This is a genomic window from Bradyrhizobium sp. BR2003, assembly GCF_009720285.1.
Classification (GTDB): Bacteria; Pseudomonadota; Alphaproteobacteria; order Rhizobiales; family Xanthobacteraceae; genus Bradyrhizobium; species Bradyrhizobium elkanii.
Genome location: NZ_SMYJ01000024.1, coordinates 127,244 through 144,907, shown reverse-complemented (window position 1 = coordinate 144,907; position 17,664 = coordinate 127,244). Strand labels below are relative to the sequence as shown.

Here is a 17,664-nt window from a genome sequence, read left to right as displayed (position 1 = left end):
GCGGCCAGCTTCCCTTTCCTTTGTCCGAAAAAGGCTTAGAACGGCTCTACATTGCCGGCGGCCCCGCGGCCGGCACCGGCCTTTCGAAACCGACGAGCAACTCATGAACGCCCCCTCAGCCTTCCCCGACCAGCAGAAGCCCGTTCCGCCCTACAAGCACACGCCTCTGTTCCCGCTTGGTGCCGACACCACGCCCTACAAGAAGGTGACGAGCGAGGGCGTCCGGGTCGAGAAGGTGTTGGGCAAGGACATGCTGGTGGTGTCGCGGGAAGCGCTGCGCGCGCTCTCCGAGGCCGCCTTCGGCGACATCAACCACTATCTGCGCCCGGGCCACCTGAAGCAGCTGCGCTCGATCCTCGAGGACAAGGAAGCCAGCGACAACGACAAGTTCGTCGCCTTCGACTTCCTGAAGAATGCCAACATCGCGGCCGGCGGCGTGCTCCCGATGTGCCAGGACACCGGCACCGCGATCATCATGGGCAAGAAGGGATGCAACGTCATCACCGACGGTGACGACGAGGCCGCGCTGTCCGAAGGCGCGCGCGATGCCTATCTGCGCCGCAATCTGCGCTACTCGCAGGTAGCTCCCTTGTCGATGTATGAGGAGAAGAACACCGCCAACAACATGCCGGCGCAGTGCGAGATCTACGCCGAGGGCGATGATGCCTACAAATTCATGTTCATGGCCAAGGGCGGCGGCTCGGCCAACAAGAGTTTTCTGTTCCAGGCAACGCCCTCGGTGTTGACCAGGGACCGGTTGCTCGCCTTCCTGAAGGAGAAGGTGCTAACGCTCGGCACCGCGGCGTGTCCGCCATATCACCTTGCGATCGTGATCGGCGGCACCTCGGCCGAGCTCTGCATGAAGACCGTGAAGCTCGCCTCCGCGCGCTATCTCGACGCGCTGCCGACCCACGGCTCGGCCGACGGCAATGCGTTCCGCGACCTCGAGATGGAGCAGGAAATCCTCAAGATGACGCAGTCGCTCGGCGTCGGCGCGCAGTTCGGCGGCAAGTATTTCTGCCACGACGTGCGCGTGATCCGCATGCCGCGCCACGGCGCCTCGCTGCCGATCGGGCTCGGCGTCTCGTGCTCGGCGGACCGCCAGGTGCTCGGCAAGATCACCAGGGACGGCGTCTATCTCGAGGAGCTCGAGCATAACCCGGCGCAGTATCTGCCCGCGGTGGAGCAGTCGCTCGGCGGCGAGGTGGTCAAGATCGACCTCAACAAGCCGATGAAGGAAATCCTCGCGACGCTGTCGCAATATCCGATCAAGACCCGCGTCTCGATGACCGGCACCATGATCGTCGCGCGCGACTCCGCGCATGCCAAGCTGCGCGAGCGGCTGGAGAAGGGCGAGCCGCTGCCCGACTACTTCAAGAACCACCCGGTGTATTACGCGGGTCCGGCCAAGACGCCCGATGGCTATGCCTCCGGCGCGTTCGGCCCGACCACGGCGGGCCGCATGGATTCCTTCGTCGACCAGTTCCAGGCCGCCGGCGGCTCGATGGTGATGGTCGCCAAGGGTAACCGCGCGGTCGCGGTGCGGGAGGCCTGCAAGAAGCACGGCGGCTTCTACCTCGGCTCGATCGGCGGCGCCGCGGCCAACCTCGCCGAGCACTGCATCAAGAAGGTCGAGGTGGTCGAGTATCCCGAGCTCGGCATGGAAGCGATCTGGCGCATCGAGGTGGTCGACTTCCCGGCCTTCATCATCATCGACGACAAGGGCAACGACTTCTTCAAGGAATTGAATCTGGGTTGATTGCGGTCGGCCTCGACGGGTTCTCCAGGGGCTGGATCGCCGTCACGGTTGACGGCGACCGGCGCAGCATTTCCTTTCACACCGATATTGCGGACGCGCTGTCGCGTCCGTTCGACCGCGCCGGGATCGATATCCCGATCGGCATGACCGATGACGGCAAGCGCGATTGCGACCTGCTTGCCCGCGCGCGTTTGCGTCCGCACACCTCGCGGGTCTTCACCGGCGCGCGGCGCTGGCTGTGGCAGCGGTTTGACGATCCCGATCTCGCGAATGCGGAAGCGGTGCGCCGCGGCCAGACCCGTGTGTCGCGCCAGCTCTGGCATCTTGGCAACAAGATCATGGAGGTCGACGCGTTCGTGCGCGCGAACGCCGCGCGCGACATCCGCGAGGTGCATCCCGAACTGGTGTTCCTGCGGCTGAACGGCGGCGAGCCTTTGCCGCGCAAGACGTCGGAGGAGGGCGATGCGCTCCGCCGCAGGCTGCTGAGGCGATCAGGCTTCCTCGAGATCGATCGCTGGCTGACCGTGACGCGGATCGGCACTGGTGCAAAACGCGACGACGTGCTGGATGCGTGTGCGGTGGCGTTGGCTGCGCGCGAACCTTGCGGAGGCGTTCCCGAGGCAGCGCCGCGAGACGCGCATGGTTTGCCGATGCAGATCTGGTTCTAGCTGCAGTTCGTCACCTGGTTGGAACACAGGCTGCGCCACCAGCCGCGCACGCCGTCATGGCTCTCCACCAGTGCCCAGTGCCCGCTGCAGGCGAGGATGCGTTTCGGACCATCGTCGGTATCGAACTCACCGCCGAGCTTGCGCAGCGCCGGCGTCCACTTGGCATCGACGAAGGGCGCCTGGAACAGCCCGCCCATGCGGGTATAGCCGTTGGCGTAGCTCGCGCCGACCTTGTTGGCGGCGACCCATCCGCGCCCGGCATAAGGCTTTGGCGCGTTGCGCGGATAGCGCTTGTCATCCTCATAGGCCTTGCCCGGCGGCATCGCGCCCTGGATCAGAAACCAGCCGTCCTTGAAACCGATGATACGAAACTCGGTGAGCCAACCGCCCTCCGGCGTGTTCTCGGCCCCGCCCATCTTGAGATGGTAGGGCGGCGGCAGCTTGCCGAGCACGCGTGCCTTCGCCGACGGCTCCGCGCGCACGTTGAGGCCTGCGAGGTCCTTGTCCTCCGACCAGGCGCCGAGGTCGCATGGTTCGGTGCCAGCGGGCAGTGCGCTTCGCTTCGCGTCAAGTTCGGCCTGGCGGGCGGCAAAATCATTGTCCGTCCCATCGGCGTTTCCGGTCGCGATGTCGCTGGGACCGCGCGGCTTCAATTCGGCCGATAGCGCACGCGTGCCATCCTTGCTTAGCGTCACGACCATCATCTGACGTGGCGCGAAGACGCTTGTCGGCGTCTTCGGGTCGTCTGCGCTCGCGGCATAGACCGCAAGGTAGCCGGTGGTGCCAGCGGCATCCGTGCTGGAAGAGGTGCCCGCAACATATCCGGCCGGCACCAGCGCGACCGCGCTTGCGCGCCACGCCGGTTCGGCTTCGCTTGCTTGCTGCGCGGAAGCCGTCGTGGCTGATAACGCCATGACGGCAACGGATCTCAGGATGCGCATGCGTGCGCGCGTGCTGCGGTTACGCTCGCGTGCCGGTGAACGGGAAGCTGCCCATCGGGCCGATACCCATCTCGCCGGAGATGCCGTCGCCAGAGACCTTGCCGGTGAATTCGAGCGTCAGCGGCATCGGGTTGGTGATGGAAACCTTCCAGGCGACGTCGTCGCCGTTCACGGTGCCGTCGAAGATTTCGGTGGAGTTGCCCTCGGCGCCCTGCGTGCCGGTAAGCGTGCCGCCGGAGCTCGCCAGCGACAGCGTCGCCTTGCGCTCGCCCATCGGCGTCGTCATCGTGAGATTCCAGTTTCCGTCCACCGCCATTGATGTCTCCCCTCGAGATGTAAGCGTGCGCGGGTATAGCCCATCTTGCCGCGCGCGCCTAGTTCGCGGCTGCGGCGATCAGGCGCGGGCGGCGGCGCGCAGCCGGCTTCCGACCAGGAAGCGGAAGGCGACATACTGGATCGCGAAGGCGGCGACCTTGGCGCCGACCAGCACCACCGACACGTAGAACGCCCACAGCTTCATGTCGCCGGTCGCTGCGATCACGATGGTGCCGGCGGCCAGGATGAACATCAGCCCGGCCCAGGCATAGCCGGCGAGGGTGGCGTATTCCGGAATCGTCTCGGTCACGATCGGCGGCAGATAGCGCAGCATCCAGCCACGCTTGAGCATGATCGCGCCGATCGCGATGTGGCCGATCGCGGGCTTCGCCAGCACGAAGCGCGGATCGTTGGTGAAAAGCGTCGCGCCGCCGAGCACGATCACCAGCCCAAGGCTCGCCCAGGTCATGTAGCCGAGCGCTTGTCCCTTGACGCGCGCATAGACCACTTGGGCAATCGCGCCCGCGATCGCAACGCCGGTGGCGATCAGGACGTTATCGGTGGCGAAATAAACCATCAGGAAGACGATGGTGGAGAGGAAGTCGCTCGCAAGCCTGGCAAATACGCTCTTCATCGTCGTGGTTTCCGTTTCCTCGGGATGATCGTGGTGATGTTGTTATGGCAGCGTTTAGCGGGACGGCAGCGCGCCGGCCGGCGGCGCCGCGTCCTTGGCCGCCCGATAATGCGGATACCAGTGGGTGAAGCCGACCGCGGCATTGCGTGCGGCGAAGGCGATCAAGAGGCCGGTCCACAGCGGCAGCGCCGGCACGTAAAGCACCGCAATGTTGCCGATCAGCATGAGCAGCATTGCGGCGGTCCAGGCGCCGGTGATCAGGTAATTGGCGTGGAGGAAGCCGGGCAGCTTCGCGGTCTCGGCATCGACCTGCTCCAGCGCATATTGCCGCGTGAAGGGATGGCCGATCATGATCGAGCCGAGCGACACCAGCAGGATGCCGGCATCGACCGCGATCTTCACCGCAGTGCTGCTCGGCGTCGCGTCGACGAAGGTGAGGTAGCAGCCGATCGCGGCGAACACGACGACCGAACCGGCGCCGAGGATCTTGATGCTGCGGCCGCGTGCGACATCGAACGCGATCACGGCAAGGCAGATCAGTGCGGCACAGAGCAGGCTCACCGTGGCCGAGGTCACCAGCATCAGCATGGCGAAGGCGCCGTAGGGAGCGAGGATCAGGAAGATCGTCATGGTGAGCCTCATCGGCTGATCTTTACATTGTAAAGATACCCTAGAGGCGAGCAATGAAAGCGTCAAGCGAAATCTTTACAGTGTCAAAATCGTGAGGTGACTGAGAAAAAACAAGACTTGGCAATGACATAGAGTGGCCGCCGCACTTGGCGTTCGCCGGTCCCGTTGTCGTGGCCGGGCTTGTCCCCGGCCATGACGGTCTTTCCGGTGAACAAAGACGTGGATGCCCGGGACAAGCCCGGGCATGACGAATGGAGAGATTGGCGCTCTGATCCGGAGCGATCGTTCGCTACTCCGCCCCCACCCAATTGCCGTGGAATCCATCCGGCACGCGGTGACCGAGATGGACCAGCGCGGTCGGGCCCGCTTCGACATCTTGCGCGTTGAACACGGCGAGGTCGCTGCGGTTTTCGCGGGCGCGCCAGACCACCGCGAGCAGCCAGCCGTCGCCTTCCGCGGCGTCGGCGCTGCGCTCGACGAACACAGGCTCGGAGATCGTATCGCCGGCGGGCAGCAGATAATGGCCGAGCCGCTTGCCACGCCCGTCGACATGCACGACGCCCGACAGCGCACCGAACATCGGCAGATCGGGGTTGGCGCAGGCGTACCAGCCGTGATTGCTGGCAAATCCGGCGCGGCGATCGTCGACGCGGGGAAATTCTCCGGTGAGGTCGTCGAGATAGGTTTGCGTGAAGCGGTCGGTGTTGCCGGAGAGGTCGAAGGTCCAGCGGCAATAGCGCGCGCGGTTCTTGCGCGGGTCGGTCGGCGAGCCGTCGGGATGGTTGAACAGCGGCGCTTCCTCGAACTGCATCACGTCGGCGATGATGCGGTTGCCGTCTTCCCATGCGTTCATCACGTGGAAAACGTAGCAGGTCTCGGCGCGGAACCAGACGATATCCTTTGATACGCCGCTGCGCTTCATCACGCCGACATAGGCGCCTTTCTCCGGCTCCCAGGCGTAAGGCTCCTGTCCTTTCATCGCGCGCTGCATGCTGCCGGTGATCGGCAGGATCGGAAACAGCACATGATTCTCGGTGACGATGAAGTCGTGCACCATGCTGGCATAGGGCGCCTCGAAGCGTTCGAACCGCGTAACCACGCCGGACGAGCTCACCGCGCCGAACGACAGTGCCGGCGTCAGCGGGCCCGCGGCATTGTAGCTGAAGAACACCATCTCGCCGGTGACCGGATCGATCTTCGGATGCGCGGTAAAGGGGCCGGTGATCGCACCCTTGTAGTCGCAATAGCCGAGGCGATTGAGCGTCCCGGGCTCGATCTCGGTCGGCAGATGGCCTTCCTCCAGCGCGAGCAGGCGGCCGCCATGGAAGATGATGTTGGTGTTGGCGACGCCGCCGTCGGTCGTGGTCGTTGCCGGCGCATCCGGCAGCTTGCGGCCGAAGCCGCCGAACAGCGCGCGGCCGGCATCGTGCTCGGCCTGCCATTTCGGCGTGCGGACCCAGCGGTTGCGATAGCTGGCGCGACCGTTCTCGAGATGGAAGGCGTGCAGCATGCCGTCGCCGACGAACCAGTGCGCACCCGGCGCCTCGAACTGCGGATTGGGACCGTTGCGATAGAGCGTGCCGTTCAGCTCGCGCGGCAATTCGCCCGAGATCTTCAGGAACGGCGCGTCGGCCTCGAATGGGATCGGCGCCAGATTGGTGCGCGCCGCATTGGATGTGACCTGGTCGAGCATTCCGCATCTCCCTGCACTATGATCTTTACATCGTAAAGATATCAGTAGGGTTGACGCCGCCGATCGTCAAGCAAAATCTTTACAGTGTAAAAATTGCGACATATAACGGCCGCATGGCAAGAATCTCCAAAGAAAACAAGGCGACTCGCGCGGCACGCGCCCCGACCCGCCGGATTGCACGGACCGCGGCAGCTCGTCCGGCCCAGCGGCGCCGCGCCAACGACACGCCATATCATCACGGCGATCTGCATGAGGCATTATTGAAGGCCGCCGAGCGCGTGCTCGAGCGTGATGGATTGGCGGGACTGACATTGCGTGCGGTGGCCCGCGAGGCCGGCGTGTCGCACGCCGCTCCGACGCATCATTTCGGCGATCTCACCGGTTTGCTCAGCGAACTCGCGGCGATCGGTTTCCGGCAATTTGGCCTGGCGATGGCGGCTGCGGACGCTTCGGCGGCCACGACGCCCGAGAAGGGCGTGGCGAGCGCCAAGGCTTATGTTGCCTATGCGCAGGCACATCCCGGCATGTACGGGCTGATGTTCCGCAGTGAGCGGCTCGATCATTCGCGGCCGTCGCTGCACGAGGCGTCCGAGGCTTCGTTCGCGGGGCTGACCCGCGGCGTCGGCGCCAGCCGGCACGAGCAGATTTCCAAGGAGCAGCTTACGTTGGACCAGGCCGCCGCGATCGCGTCCGCCTGGTCGCTGGTGCATGGTTTCACCATGCTGCTGCTCGACGGACGCCTCAAGACGATTCTGGATCGGTCGCCCGAGGGCACATCCGCGGAAATGTTGTTGACCGCGATGCTGCGATTGTCCGCAGGCCGCTCCGCGCGGCCGTAACGAAGCAACCCTTGTCGTGCCGGCGCGTTGACCGCGGCATGGCACGATCACCGCGCGTTCCCTGGAAACCTCCGAACCACCCGAACCGGCGTCGACTTCGCTCGAAGACGCTCGCTAGCGTTTGGTCAGCGACGTGGTCCGGCCGCTCTGTCCGATCGTCTTCACCGGATCCGTGCCGCATTTGAAATCGCGGGCGAAATCGTCGGCGACCTGCCGCGCCAGCGCGTTGGCGTCGGGATTGGCCGCGACGTCGACATAGGCGACATGACAGACATCGCCCGGCGGCAGCCGGGTCACGGCGAGCATCGCCCGCGAGACGGGGCCGCCGCGCTTGTCCTGCTCGCTGTTGTCGGCGATCTGCCAGCGCTGGATGATCGCGAACGGCTTGCCGCCGGCTGTACGCCATTCGACCGTATCGCCGGTCGAGCTGAACGGGCCGAACCAGGCCTGCGCCGCCGGTTCCCTGGCTGCCGCCTCGCGGTTTCGGCCCACCGAGACCACTTCGCGCAGATCGCCCTCGTTGATCAGCACCACGAGCCCGGATTTTCCCGGACAGACCCTGGTGGTGCTGCCATCCTCCTCGCTGGGCCTGCCGATCATGCGGCAGGCCTTCGGCGCGGTCGATGTGTAGCTGCTGCTGATCGTCTCAGAGCCGGCCCGACCAGGATTTGCACCGGCAAGCGCCATAACGACTGTTGCAAAAGCGAGGTATTTCATCGGGGGAAACCTGGGATCCGGACGTTACTTTGTGTCTGACATATGCAATCTGGGGAAGGTTCAATAGACACGCGGGAAACACCTGACAGGCGCGCGGAATCGTCCTAGAAGGGCGGCTTCGCAACTTCTGTCGCGTGCACTTGCGTGCCGTAACCTTGATCGTCATGCCCACGATATCATCCAACAAGCCCTATCGCGTCGGCCGTTCCCGGACCGGTCTTGGCCTTTTCGCCACCAAGCCGATCAAGAAAGGCACCAAGATCATCCGCTATTTCGGGCCGTTGCTCGATTCGAAGAAGAAGGATGAGGACGCGATCGAGAACAAATATCTGTTCGAGCTCACCAACCGTTGGACCATCGACGGCTCGGTCCGCGAGAACGTCGCTCGCTATATCAACCACGCCTGCAGGCCGAACGCGGAATCCGACGTTCGCCCACGCAAGCGCAAGGTGTTCATCCGCGCCATCAAGGACATCGAGCCGGGCGACGAAATCAATTACGACTACGGAACCGACTATTTCAAAGCCTATCTGAAGCCGATCGGCTGCAAGTGCGATGCCTGCGAGAAGAAGCGCAAGAAGAAGCGCGCGGAGGCGAGGGCGGAGCGGGTGCGGCTGAAGGAAAGGGCCGAGCGGAAGGCACAGCGCAAGGCCGAGAAGCTCGCCGAGGAGCGGGCCAGGCAGCGGAAGGCGAAGGCGAAGAAGGCTGCCCAAGCAAACGGCAAGCTCGCCAACGGCACGGCGCTGAACGGCAAACACCTCAATGGCCACAGCCTGATTAACGCGGCGGGCAAGAAGGTTGCCTCGTCGAAGCGCGGCACCGCTCGGGCGCTGAACGCCTGAGAGATCCCTAGCCGCTCGGCCGGTGCGCCGCCCGTGGCAACGGGGCATTGCCGAAATCCAGCGTCGAGCGCTGGATGATCGTGCCGTGCTCGTCGATGACGAGACGGAAACGCTTGCTCCCCGAGAAGAATGTGAGGCGATGGCGTCCCTGATCGGCGTCGAGCCCGCGCTCCGAGCGCGTCGTGATCGCGCCTGAGCGCATCCCGGCCTGCAGCAGCGGAACTGCGATACCGAGGCCTTCGGCGACGATATGGGCGTCAACCTCGAACGCGCCGTCCGCGAATGCGATCGTCTTCATGATGCCCTCGCGGTATGGCGGAGGGGACGCGGCAGGTAGGCGCATTCGGCGAGCGTCGTTCCGTCGAGCTCGCGCATGAAGGCCTCGCGTGCCGCCGCAAGCTTCGCCTTCAGCCGGCAGCGCGGCAGCAGCAGGCAGTCTCCGCCATCATCCCTGAAGCATTCGACCAGCGGGCTGCCGCCCTCCAGCGCGCGCACCACCTCGCCGAGGGTGATGGTCTCCGCCGGCCGCGCCAGCGAGAAGCCGCCGCCAGCGCCGCGCTGGGTGGCAATGAAGCCGGCCTCGGCGAGGTCGCGCACCACCTTGGCAAGATGATTGCGGGAAATCTCGAATTCGGCCGCGATCTCGCCGGTGGCGAACGACCGGTGCGGCTCGCCGGCCAGCCGCATCAGGGCGCGGAGCGCAAAATCCGTGAACGATGTCAGGCGCATGGAAGCCCTTCGAAATCAGCACTTGGCGGATCAGTTATAGCAGTCTAAATAGGCATATGAAATACTTATTTAGGATGTGAGCCATGACAGGGGCGGAGCGCCGCGAGCAGATCACCGCCGGGATTGTCGCGCGGACCGGGATCACCGAGGCCATGATCGAGCGGCTGGTGCACGCCTTCTACGCCAAGGTCCGCAAGGACCCGATGATCGGGCCGGTGTTCGAGAGCAGGATCAGCAATTGGGAGCCGCATCTGGCCCAGATGTGCGCGTTCTGGTCCTCGGTTGCGCTGATGACCGGGCGCTATCACGGCACGCCGATGGTCAAGCATATGCCGCTGCCGATCGACGCCGCGCATTTCGACCGCTGGCTCGAACTGTTTGAGGGGACCGCGGCCGAGCTGTGCCCGCCCGCGGCCGCGGCGCATTTCATCGATCGTGCGCGGCGCATCGCCTCGAGCCTCGAGATGGGCGTCGCCAGCGGACAGGGCGTGATGCTGGCGGTCGGCGAGCGTTACAGGCGAAGCGAAGCAGGAGCAGTGTAATGAGGAACAGGGCGAAGGCAATCGCGCGCGCCATCGACGGCGCATGGTTTCATCAGGATCAGGCCGATCCGTTTTCCGGCAGCAGCCTGGTGCCGATGCTGATCATCGGCCTGGCGCTGACCTTTGCCGGCATGATCGTCGCGGTCGTGCTGAGCTGACAGAAAGGGCCGCCGCGTTTGCCGCGACGGCCGCTCGTCACGTCCGGTATTCGGTTTACGCCGCGACCGCCTCACCGCTGCGGCGCAGGCCGACATATTGCAGCTCGGCGAACACGCCGGTGGCGATCGCCTGGGCGAGGATCACGATGGTCCCGAAGAGGTTCGGCGACACCGCGCCCGACAGCAGCAGCGCGATGCTGGCGAGCGTCCAGGCCGCATTGCCGACGACCACCAGCATCACCAGCGGCTTCGGCACCGACATGCGCGTGCCGAGCCAGCCGACCAGCGCGGTATAGGCGATCAGGAACAGCCCGGTCTCGCGCAGCAGCGCTTCCGGCAGGCCGAGCAGCGGCGCCAGCGCGCCGGCGTCGAGCACCATGGCTATGGCGGATACGCCGCTGAAGATCGCGTCGGCAAGCAAGGCGCGGCGCAGCAGCTGGGACGAATGGATCATGGCAGGATCTCCTCTGGTTGGCGTGGGTGGTCAGCGGAACAGGGACTGCAGCTGACGCCACAGTCGGAGCGGACACAGCGCCTTGCCGACCCTCATCTCGACCGCATAGACCTGCGCGAACACGAACACGCCGGTCGCGTGCACGAGCGGCTGCGGCATGTTGAGCGAGCGCGCCAGCAGCCAGGTGGCCAGATGCACCAGCCACGGGAGCAGGACGGCGAGGGCGCGGACAAGGGACAGCATCAGCATGGTCATCTCCTGTGCCGTCAAAGATGAGCCGGCCGGCGCGCCAATTCGATTACCTCAGGCGTAATGGAACGGGCGAATTCCGCATGGTAGGTTTTGCACCATGAACGCACATGCATCCATGGCGCGGGCCGAGCCCGCGAAACCCGTCCCGATCGGCGAGCATCTGCGCGAGTGGCGGCAGCGCCGTCATCTCAGCCAGCTGGACCTTGCCGTCGATGCCGAGATCTCGGCGCGGCATTTGAGCTTCGTCGAGACCGGCCGCTCGGCGCCGTCGCGCGACATGGTCCTCAAACTGGCGGAGCGCCTCGACGTGCCCCTACGCGAACGCAACGTGCTGCTGGTCGCCGCGGGTTTCGCGCCCGCATTCCCGCAACGCTCGCTGGACGATCCGGCGCTGAAATCGGCGCGCGAGGCGATCAACCTGGTGCTGAAGGCGCACGAGCCCAATCCGGCGCTGGCCTATGACCGGCACTGGAATCTGGTCTCCGCCAACCGCATGGTGGCGCCGCTGCTCGAGGGCGTGCCGCAGCGGCTGCTCGGCCAGCCTTTCAACATCCTGCGGCTTGCTTTCCACCCAGAGGGCCTCGCGCCGCGCACCGTGAACCTCGCGGAATGGGCCGCGCATCTTCTGGAGCGGCTGCATCGGCAATGCGAGGCAACGGCCGATCCGGAGCTGCTCAGGCTCTATCAGGACCTGAAGTCCTATCCGATCCCGGCGCGGTCGGCGCCGATCACCACCGACAACAACGTCGCGCTTCCCTTCAAGCTCCGCCTCAATGGCGAGATCCTGAGCTTCATCTCGACCACCATGGTGTTCGGCACGCCGGTCGACATCACGCTGCAGGAACTGGCGCTGGAGACGTTCTTCCCGGCCGATGAGCTGACCGCCGAGCGGATGCGGCAGATGGCAGCCAGTATGAAATAGCGGCTTGTCTCGGGCCGCTTTCGGCCTACCTTTGCGGTTCCATTTCCGCCGGGAACCCCGCCATGAGCGATCTGAAGCCGCTTCGCCTCGACATCGTCTCCGACGTCGTTTGCCCCTGGTGCTATATCGGCAAGCATCGCATCGAGGATGCGCTCAAGCTGGTGCCGGATGTGCCGGTCGAGGTGCATTGGCGGCCGTTCTTTCTCAACAATTGGGTGCCGCGCGAGGGCATCAGCCGCGAGGAATATCTCACCGCCAAGTTCGGCTCGGTCGAGGCCTACAAGGGCATTGCCGGCCGCGTGGTTGCCGCCGCCAATGAGGAGGGGCTCACCTACCATCCCGAGCTCGTCAAGCGGCAGCCCAACACGATCGACTGCCATCGCCTGATCCACTGGGCCGAGGCCAGCGGCAAGGCGGCCGAGATGAAGCAGCGGCTGATGGAGCTGTATTTCCGCGACGGCGGCGATCTCACCGACAGCAACGTGCTGGTGCAGGCAGCAAGCGATGTCGGGCTCGATGCCGACGACGTGCGCAAGCGTCTTGCCACCGACGAAGATGTCGCGCTGGTCTCGGCGCAGGCCCAGGAAGCCGCCGAGAAGGGGATTTCGGGCGTGCCGACCTTCGTGTTTGCGCAGAAATACGCGGTGTCCGGCGCTCAGCCGGCCGAGCAGCTCGCCCGCGCCATCCGCCAGGTCTCGGCCGAGATCAACGCAGAGGCCGCGGAGTAGTCCGCAATCCAGATCGAAAGCCCGGCTCATGCCGGGCTTTTTCGTTTGCCCACATCGTCCATCGGAAACAGTCAGGGAGACCATCATGATCTATGAGCTGCGCACCTACACGGTACGTCCAGGCGCCGTCGGCGAGATGGTGAAGGCGGCGAGCACGATCTCGCGCGATATCCGCGCCGACAATTTCGGCAAACTGGAAGGCTACTGGATCACCGAGATCGGTCCGCTCAATCAGGTCATGCATATGTGGAGCTACGCCGATCTCAACGAGCGGACCCGGTTGCGCGCGGAGCTCGCCAAGAATCCGCGCTGGACCGGCGAGTATATTCCGGTGATCCGTCCGCTGCTGGTGCGGCAGGAGGTGCGGCTGCTCAATGCAATCATCCCGCCGGTGGCGCCGGCGACATCTGGCAACATCTACGAATTCCGCAACTATCGCGCCAAGCCGGTCGGCGGCGCCAAGCAATGGCTCGATCTGATCACCGGCGTGATGCCGGAGCGCGAGAAATACTCCAAGATCGTCGGCCTCTGGACCACCGAAGCCGGGCAGCCCAACGAGGTCTGCCACATCTGGGCCTATCCCGATCTCAACGCCCGCGCTGCCGCACGCGGCAACGCGATGAAGGATCCGGCCTGGCTGGAATTTTTGAGCAAGGGCACGCAGGTGCTCGAGGAGATGCACTCGACCATCATGCTGCCGGCGACGCATTCGCCATTGCAGTAAGGCAGGCGCTGGTCGCGCCGCGGCGCGCCACCTTCCCAATGGTTCGCCGAGCGCAAGACAGGGTGGCCGCCGGTTGAGGCGGCCTTTTCGTTTTTGGCGTCAGGACGTCGCGAGCGCGGGCAAAAAGCCCCATCCAATGTTTCCATCAGATGAGGCTTTCGAAGCAAGGGCGCGCGCCGTCTGAGAACCAGCGCGCCGCAACGCTAGTCGGGCCAGCTGACACCAACCTGACGGCGGCGGCGCGTTGTTTCCCGATGTGTCTGCATGCCTACGAAAGGGTAAACCGCATTATCCGGGCTTGCCGCGCCGGCTGCGGATGAAGCGGACGGCGCCGCGCGCGGCTTCGTAGGCAAATTTGTTCAGGGTCAGCGCGGCGTGAATGGCCGGCACCAGCGGATCGCGGCGCCGCAGCGGCAGCAAGACGTCGCCGATCGCGAAGCGGCCGCGCCAGATCGGGTCGATCATGGGGTGGCCGGGCGCCGCGGTGGAATCGGCCGACTTGATCGCGGGATCGGCGCAGAGATGGCGCGTCAGCTCCAGCGTCAACTGCGTGCCGGGCGAATGTTTCGCAAAGCGCTCGTCGACGCCGATCTTGAAGAAGAAGGCGCGGTCCTGGTGGCGAACCACGATACCGCCCGCGACCGGCGTGTCGCCCGCATGCAGCGTGATGATCTCGCAGCGGCCGGCTTCGGCCATTGTCGACGTCGCGCGGCGGATGAAGGCCGCATCGCCGGCATGCTGGCTGAGCGCCGTGCCGCGCTCTCCCTTCCAGCCACCGGCTTCGAGGACAAGGAAAGTCTCGAGCGCCGTCGCAACCTCGTACGGCGTGCGGGCGACATCGAAGCGCACCGCGCCATGGTCGGACAGGCGATGGTGCTGACGGCGCAGCTCCTTCAGCTTTTTAGGCCCGAGCGCATCGCGCAACAATTCGTCGGCATCGCGCGTCGCATCTAGCTCGGCGCGCTGATAGGCGCTCAGTATCCGCGGCTGCAACCCGTCTCGCGCCAGCACCGCGCGGATCGCCGCCATGGCGGGGCCCTCGAGCGACATGGTGCGCAGGATCAGCGCATGCGCGCCCGCATTTCGCGCCTGCCGCAGCATCTTGCCCACCGCTTCCTCGGCGGCGTCGCGGTCGAGCAGCGGCGTGCACAACGTGCCATAGGGTTCGGCGCCGACCAGCGCGGGCAGGGGAATGCGGTAGATCCGCCGCATCGGAACGACCGGCAACAACCCGATCAATTGCCCGCCATCGCCGGCGGCGCTGAGCAGCGTCGCGCCGGTGCGGCCGCGCGCGGAGGCATCGACCGCCAATTCCCAGTCGGGCTGATAGTAGCCATTGGCCTCGATCGCGCGCGCGGCAAGCGCACGCCATGCATTGAGCGGCGCGGCCGACAGCGGCGGCAACGTGCGATCGTCCGTGGCATCCCTACGCGATGCACGGTGGATCATTGCCTGGTCAGCAATATCGGCCACGTCCCTGTTTCCCCAGTCCGCGAGGCCGATCGGCCTTGCGTTCGTCAGGGCAACGCTAGCGGAAAGAAATGCAAAATGCCGTTGAGGCCAGCAGGCAATTTGAGCGGTCGTGTTAACCGGCCGTTCAGCATACCGGTGCGCGGCGGCCCGGCCGGCTCGCCGGCTCACGCCCTAGGGTTTGGCACTCCGTTGCGCTTCCGCCGCAACGGTGCTCTCGACCGGCTCGTAAGTCTCCGTCACGCAATTGTCGTCGGCCTCCACCTGCCGGCGATCGAAGATCGCGCCTTCATTGATGAAGACACGATAGGTCTGCGTCCCCAGCGGCTTGCCGATCACCGATGTCAGCTCGGCGCGCACGCAGGCGGTCCAGCCGGTGCCGCGCGGGTCGTGCAGCGGGGCGGAGACCCGCACATGGGTCGGCTGTGAACCGGCGGTGAACACCGAATCCAGCTTGCCTGCGACCAGCCGTTTGACGTCCGGAGGCGTCTCGAGCGGCGCCGGCTCGGCGGCCTTGACCTTCAAGGCCTCCGGCCATACCGCGTGGCTGTCCGCCAGCCCGCAGCCACTCAATATTAAGGCGGCGCCGGCCAGCAGCGCCGCCAGATGTACTTGTCCCTGTCCCATTGAGCGAATTTAATGTGCCACCGCCAAGATTGCGCCCCCCTGGTGGCGCTGAATTCGCATCATGCGGCGGTTTGTCGATCAACAAATGTCGAGCGACAAGTTATCGTTGGGGTAGAGGTATTACCGGATGTTGCTGCGGCGGCGGGGGAGACAGACTGACATGAAACGCTTCACGGTTGCTGCCGTCATTCTGGCGCTGCTCGCGACACCCACGCTGGCCCAGGGCCGGCGCGGGGGCGGTGGGGGCGATACGAAGACGGAGCAGAAGCCCAAGGTCGACGAGAAGGCCTACAAGGCTGCGCTCGATCGGATCCCCGAGCCCAAGGAGAAATACGATCCCTGGGGCGTCACCAAGCCGGCAGCCGATCCGGCCAAGAAGCCCAAATAGAAGCCGAAATAGCCGGGCTCGCGAGGTCTCGGCAGCCATTCGACATCCGAAGCGGCGTCGGTCGGCAGCACATTGCCGCACGGCATGAACCTTGGCCTGACGGCCTCCGACCCATCTGCGATGTCATTGTCGGAGGCCGCCATGCTTCGCCGTTCGCTCATCAGCCTGATCGTTCCGGCAGCGATCCTGCTCGGCGCCGTGCCGGTGTCGGCGGAAAACCGGCTGGCACTGGTGATCGGGCAGTCGGCCTACAAGTCGGTGCCCGCGCTGCCGAATCCGGCCAACGACGCCAGGGCTGTGTCGCAGATGCTGACCGATGCCGGATTTGCGGTGACGGCCGCATCGGACCTGTCGCAGGACGAGATGCGCGCACGGCTCAGCGATTTCGCCGGTCAGGTGGCGGCGAAGGGCGCCGACACCGTGGCGCTGGTGTTCTATGCCGGGCATGGCCTGCAGATCGACGGCGAGAACTATCTGGTGCCGGTCGATGTCGATCCGAAGCGCGAGGCCGATATCCCGATCCAGGCGGTTCGGCTCAACGACATCCTGAACACGCTGACCTCGGTGCCGAGCCGGATGCGCATCGTGCTGCTCGATGCCTGCCGCAACAATCCTTTCCCGGAGCTCAGCAAGACCGCGGGGCACGGGCTCGCCATCGTCGATGCCAAGGTCGGCGCGCCCGGCACGTTTGTCTCGTTCTCGACCTCGCCGGGCGCGGAAGCGGAGGACGGCAGCGGCGCCAACAGCCCCTACACGACCGCGTTGCTGGCCTCGGCGAAGGAGCCGGGCATCCCGATCGAGGACACCTTCAAGCGCGTTCGCCTCGCGGTGAACAAGGCAACCGACGGCCGCCAGACGCCGTGGGACTCGTCCTCGCTCACCGACGACTTCCGCTTCATCGCGGGGGCTGCGACGTCGCCCACACCAACGCCGCCGCCGGCCGCGGCCAAACGCAGCGTCGACGAATGGAAACGCGAATTGCAGGGCAAGCCGATCGAGGCCGCGAATGAGATGATGGTCGTCGACGGCACCGACGAATCCTACGAAGCCTTCGCCGCGATCTTCGCCGGCACGCCGCGTGGCCTGCAGGCACGCGACTGGCTCGATCGGCATCGCCGCATGATGGCGTGGAATAACGCTGTTCTCGCCAACACGGCGGCGGCCTATCGCGGTTTCCTCGCGCAATATCCTGACACCGACCTGACGGCGACTGCGCGCAAGATGATCGAACGGCTGCGCTACCGTCCCGATCCGGCACCCGCCGTCGCGCTCAGTGTGCCCGCGACCAACGTCGCGCTGGCGGCGCCGACCTGTCCCTGCAATGCCGCGCCGCCCCAACAGCCGCTGCAGCAGAGGGCCAACGTGCCGGTGAAAAAGCGTGCCGATCCCGATCCGCCGCGGCGCGCGGGCAAGCGCCCGCCGCGCGTCGTGGTCGAGGACGACGTCGTGGTGGTGCGCCGTCCGCCTCCAGCCGTGGTCTATGAGCCTGCCGGACCGCCGATCGGAATCGGGATCGGCATCGGCATCGGTGGCGGCGGTGGTTATCGCGGCAACTACGGCGGCGGCAATCGCCGGGGTGGATACTGACGCGTCGATCGCGTAAATGCTTTCTCCGCATGAGATGCGGTGCCT

The 17,664-nt window shown here is 65.5% G+C and carries 23 protein-coding genes; 11 read left to right on the top strand and 12 right to left on the bottom strand.

From position 1 onward, the window contains the following. Window positions 1-103 precede the first annotated feature (103 nt). Together E2I15_RS16855 and E2I15_RS16850 are read left to right on the top strand one after the other, a co-directional pair. Window positions 104-1,759, top strand: a complete 1,656-nt coding sequence (locus tag E2I15_RS16855) for a fumarate hydratase (RefSeq protein ID WP_028337141.1) — start codon at window positions 104-106, stop codon at window positions 1,757-1,759. Continuing rightward, entirely contained in the window at window positions 1,756-2,427 is a 672-nt protein-coding gene (locus E2I15_RS16850; protein ID WP_137480088.1) for a DUF429 domain-containing protein, read from the top strand. Before E2I15_RS16855 ends, E2I15_RS16850 begins: the two co-directional genes overlap by 4 nt. Here E2I15_RS16850 and E2I15_RS16845 read toward each other — a convergent pair. The 5 genes from E2I15_RS16845 to E2I15_RS16825 form a co-directional block, all read right to left on the bottom strand. Continuing rightward, window positions 2,424-3,368: an SH3 domain-containing protein gene (locus E2I15_RS16845; RefSeq protein ID WP_137480087.1), complete on the bottom strand. Its 945-nt coding sequence runs from the start codon at window positions 3,366-3,368 to the stop codon at window positions 2,424-2,426. The genes E2I15_RS16850 and E2I15_RS16845 overlap by 4 nt on opposite strands. A 19-nt stretch (window positions 3,369-3,387) precedes the next feature. Continuing rightward, window positions 3,388-3,684, bottom strand: a complete 297-nt coding sequence (locus E2I15_RS16840) for a hypothetical protein (RefSeq protein ID WP_028337138.1) — start codon at window positions 3,682-3,684, stop codon at window positions 3,388-3,390. 78 nt (window positions 3,685-3,762) lie between these two features. Next, window positions 3,763-4,317 carry an inner membrane-spanning protein YciB gene (locus tag E2I15_RS16835; RefSeq protein WP_137480086.1) on the bottom strand — a complete coding sequence of 185 codons (555 nt, stop codon included), beginning with the start codon at window positions 4,315-4,317 and terminating at the stop codon, window positions 3,763-3,765. 54 nt (window positions 4,318-4,371) lie between these two features. Further along, on the bottom strand, window positions 4,372-4,947 hold the full coding sequence (locus E2I15_RS16830) for a hypothetical protein (RefSeq protein WP_170991621.1): 576 nt from the start codon (window positions 4,945-4,947) through the stop codon (window positions 4,372-4,374). 289 nt (window positions 4,948-5,236) lie between these two features. Further along, entirely contained in the window at window positions 5,237-6,640 is a 1,404-nt protein-coding gene (locus E2I15_RS16825) for a carotenoid oxygenase family protein (RefSeq protein WP_137480083.1), read from the bottom strand. Window positions 6,641-6,753: 113 nt separating this feature from the next. On the opposite strand from E2I15_RS16825, the gene E2I15_RS16820 reads away from it, so the two are divergent. Further along, entirely contained in the window at window positions 6,754-7,479 is a 726-nt protein-coding gene (locus E2I15_RS16820; protein ID WP_137480082.1) for a TetR/AcrR family transcriptional regulator, read from the top strand. Between the two features lie 114 nt (window positions 7,480-7,593). On the opposite strand, the gene E2I15_RS16815 is transcribed toward E2I15_RS16820, so the two are convergent. Next, entirely contained in the window at window positions 7,594-8,166 is a 573-nt protein-coding gene (locus E2I15_RS16815; protein ID WP_137480272.1) for a hypothetical protein, read from the bottom strand. Window positions 8,167-8,360: 194 nt separating this feature from the next. Here E2I15_RS16815 and E2I15_RS16810 point away from each other — a divergent pair, with 194 nt between their 5' ends. Further along, the gene (locus E2I15_RS16810) at window positions 8,361-9,038 is read left to right on the top strand and encodes an SET domain-containing protein (protein ID WP_137480081.1); all 678 of its coding nucleotides are present in this window, start codon (window positions 8,361-8,363) and stop codon (window positions 9,036-9,038) included. Between the two features lie 7 nt (window positions 9,039-9,045). On the opposite strand, the gene E2I15_RS16805 is transcribed toward E2I15_RS16810, so the two are convergent. Continuing rightward, window positions 9,046-9,336: a DUF6522 family protein gene (locus E2I15_RS16805; protein ID WP_137480080.1), complete on the bottom strand. Its 291-nt coding sequence runs from the start codon at window positions 9,334-9,336 to the stop codon at window positions 9,046-9,048. Further along, on the bottom strand, window positions 9,333-9,767 hold the full coding sequence (locus E2I15_RS16800) for an RrF2 family transcriptional regulator (RefSeq protein ID WP_137480079.1): 435 nt from the start codon (window positions 9,765-9,767) through the stop codon (window positions 9,333-9,335). The genes E2I15_RS16805 and E2I15_RS16800 overlap by 4 nt, the downstream gene beginning before the upstream one ends. An 83-nt stretch (window positions 9,768-9,850) precedes the next feature. Between E2I15_RS16800 and E2I15_RS16795 the strand changes: the two genes are divergently transcribed. Further along, entirely contained in the window at window positions 9,851-10,309 is a 459-nt protein-coding gene (locus E2I15_RS16795) for a group III truncated hemoglobin (protein WP_137480078.1), read from the top strand. Next, the gene (locus E2I15_RS38750; RefSeq protein WP_016844794.1) at window positions 10,309-10,467 is read left to right on the top strand and encodes a hypothetical protein; all 159 of its coding nucleotides are present in this window, start codon (window positions 10,309-10,311) and stop codon (window positions 10,465-10,467) included. Before E2I15_RS16795 ends, E2I15_RS38750 begins: the two co-directional genes overlap by 1 nt. A gap of 55 nt (window positions 10,468-10,522) precedes the next feature. Here the strand turns inward: E2I15_RS38750 and E2I15_RS16790 are convergent, their stop codons facing one another. Together E2I15_RS16790 and E2I15_RS16785 are read right to left on the bottom strand one after the other, a co-directional pair. Then, window positions 10,523-10,921, bottom strand: coding sequence for a hypothetical protein (locus E2I15_RS16790; protein ID WP_137480077.1), 399 nt, complete (start codon window positions 10,919-10,921; stop codon window positions 10,523-10,525). A 30-nt stretch (window positions 10,922-10,951) separates the two neighbouring features. Next, window positions 10,952-11,176, bottom strand: coding sequence for a hypothetical protein (locus tag E2I15_RS16785; protein ID WP_137480076.1), 225 nt, complete (start codon window positions 11,174-11,176; stop codon window positions 10,952-10,954). 94 nt (window positions 11,177-11,270) lie between these two features. Here E2I15_RS16785 and E2I15_RS16780 point away from each other — a divergent pair, with 94 nt between their 5' ends. From E2I15_RS16780 to E2I15_RS16770, 3 genes are all read left to right on the top strand, one after another. Further along, the gene (locus E2I15_RS16780; RefSeq protein WP_137480075.1) at window positions 11,271-12,095 is read left to right on the top strand and encodes a helix-turn-helix domain-containing protein; all 825 of its coding nucleotides are present in this window, start codon (window positions 11,271-11,273) and stop codon (window positions 12,093-12,095) included. A gap of 62 nt (window positions 12,096-12,157) precedes the next feature. Next, entirely contained in the window at window positions 12,158-12,823 is a 666-nt protein-coding gene (locus tag E2I15_RS16775; protein WP_137480074.1) for a DsbA family oxidoreductase, read from the top strand. An 85-nt stretch (window positions 12,824-12,908) separates the two neighbouring features. After that, window positions 12,909-13,547 carry an NIPSNAP family protein gene (locus E2I15_RS16770; protein WP_246668186.1) on the top strand — a complete coding sequence of 213 codons (639 nt, stop codon included), beginning with the start codon at window positions 12,909-12,911 and terminating at the stop codon, window positions 13,545-13,547. 288 nt (window positions 13,548-13,835) lie between these two features. Here E2I15_RS16770 and E2I15_RS16765 read toward each other — a convergent pair whose 3' ends face one another. Next, on the bottom strand, window positions 13,836-15,020 hold the full coding sequence (locus tag E2I15_RS16765) for a GNAT family N-acetyltransferase (protein WP_137480072.1): 1,185 nt from the start codon (window positions 15,018-15,020) through the stop codon (window positions 13,836-13,838). 171 nt (window positions 15,021-15,191) lie between these two features. Next, on the bottom strand, window positions 15,192-15,644 hold the full coding sequence (locus E2I15_RS16760; RefSeq protein ID WP_137480071.1) for a hypothetical protein: 453 nt from the start codon (window positions 15,642-15,644) through the stop codon (window positions 15,192-15,194). A 160-nt stretch (window positions 15,645-15,804) separates the two neighbouring features. On the opposite strand from E2I15_RS16760, the gene E2I15_RS16755 reads away from it, so the two are divergent. Further along, window positions 15,805-16,032: a hypothetical protein gene (locus tag E2I15_RS16755; RefSeq protein WP_016848541.1), complete on the top strand. Its 228-nt coding sequence runs from the start codon at window positions 15,805-15,807 to the stop codon at window positions 16,030-16,032. Window positions 16,033-16,173: 141 nt separating this feature from the next. Continuing rightward, window positions 16,174-17,619 carry a caspase family protein gene (locus E2I15_RS16750; RefSeq protein ID WP_170991614.1) on the top strand — a complete coding sequence of 482 codons (1,446 nt, stop codon included), beginning with the start codon at window positions 16,174-16,176 and terminating at the stop codon, window positions 17,617-17,619. The last annotated feature ends 45 nt before the right edge of the window (window positions 17,620-17,664 follow it).

Bases quoted from the DNA above. Each gene is read 5' to 3' on its own strand.
- E2I15_RS16780 (WP_137480075.1), top strand. From the start codon at position 11,271: ATGAACGCACATGCATCCATGGCGCGGGCCGAGCCCGCGAAACCCGTC.
- E2I15_RS16840 (WP_028337138.1), bottom strand. From the start codon at position 3,684: ATGGCGGTGGACGGAAACTGGAATCTCACGATGACGACGCCGATGGGC.
- E2I15_RS16785 (WP_137480076.1), bottom strand. From the start codon at position 11,176: ATGACCATGCTGATGCTGTCCCTTGTCCGCGCCCTCGCCGTCCTGCTC.
- E2I15_RS16825 (WP_137480083.1), bottom strand. From the start codon at position 6,640: ATGCTCGACCAGGTCACATCCAATGCGGCGCGCACCAATCTGGCGCCG.
- E2I15_RS16835 (WP_137480086.1), bottom strand. From the start codon at position 4,317: ATGAAGAGCGTATTTGCCAGGCTTGCGAGCGACTTCCTCTCCACCATC.
- E2I15_RS16845 (WP_137480087.1), bottom strand. From the start codon at position 3,368: ATGCGCATCCTGAGATCCGTTGCCGTCATGGCGTTATCAGCCACGACG.
- E2I15_RS16855 (WP_028337141.1), top strand. From the start codon at position 104: ATGAACGCCCCCTCAGCCTTCCCCGACCAGCAGAAGCCCGTTCCGCCC.
- E2I15_RS16800 (WP_137480079.1), bottom strand. From the start codon at position 9,767: ATGCGCCTGACATCGTTCACGGATTTTGCGCTCCGCGCCCTGATGCGG.
- E2I15_RS16815 (WP_137480272.1), bottom strand. From the start codon at position 8,166: ATGGCGCTTGCCGGTGCAAATCCTGGTCGGGCCGGCTCTGAGACGATC.
- E2I15_RS16760 (WP_137480071.1), bottom strand. From the start codon at position 15,644: ATGGGACAGGGACAAGTACATCTGGCGGCGCTGCTGGCCGGCGCCGCC.
- E2I15_RS16830 (WP_170991621.1), bottom strand. From the start codon at position 4,947: ATGACGATCTTCCTGATCCTCGCTCCCTACGGCGCCTTCGCCATGCTG.
- E2I15_RS16770 (WP_246668186.1), top strand. From the start codon at position 12,909: ATGATCTATGAGCTGCGCACCTACACGGTACGTCCAGGCGCCGTCGGC.
- E2I15_RS38750 (WP_016844794.1), top strand. From the start codon at position 10,309: ATGAGGAACAGGGCGAAGGCAATCGCGCGCGCCATCGACGGCGCATGG.
- E2I15_RS16790 (WP_137480077.1), bottom strand. From the start codon at position 10,921: ATGATCCATTCGTCCCAGCTGCTGCGCCGCGCCTTGCTTGCCGACGCG.
- E2I15_RS16795 (WP_137480078.1), top strand. From the start codon at position 9,851: ATGACAGGGGCGGAGCGCCGCGAGCAGATCACCGCCGGGATTGTCGCG.
- E2I15_RS16820 (WP_137480082.1), top strand. From the start codon at position 6,754: ATGGCAAGAATCTCCAAAGAAAACAAGGCGACTCGCGCGGCACGCGCC.
- E2I15_RS16775 (WP_137480074.1), top strand. From the start codon at position 12,158: ATGAGCGATCTGAAGCCGCTTCGCCTCGACATCGTCTCCGACGTCGTT.
- E2I15_RS16805 (WP_137480080.1), bottom strand. From the start codon at position 9,336: ATGAAGACGATCGCATTCGCGGACGGCGCGTTCGAGGTTGACGCCCAT.
- E2I15_RS16755 (WP_016848541.1), top strand. From the start codon at position 15,805: ATGAAACGCTTCACGGTTGCTGCCGTCATTCTGGCGCTGCTCGCGACA.
- E2I15_RS16750 (WP_170991614.1), top strand. From the start codon at position 16,174: ATGCTTCGCCGTTCGCTCATCAGCCTGATCGTTCCGGCAGCGATCCTG.
- E2I15_RS16810 (WP_137480081.1), top strand. From the start codon at position 8,361: ATGCCCACGATATCATCCAACAAGCCCTATCGCGTCGGCCGTTCCCGG.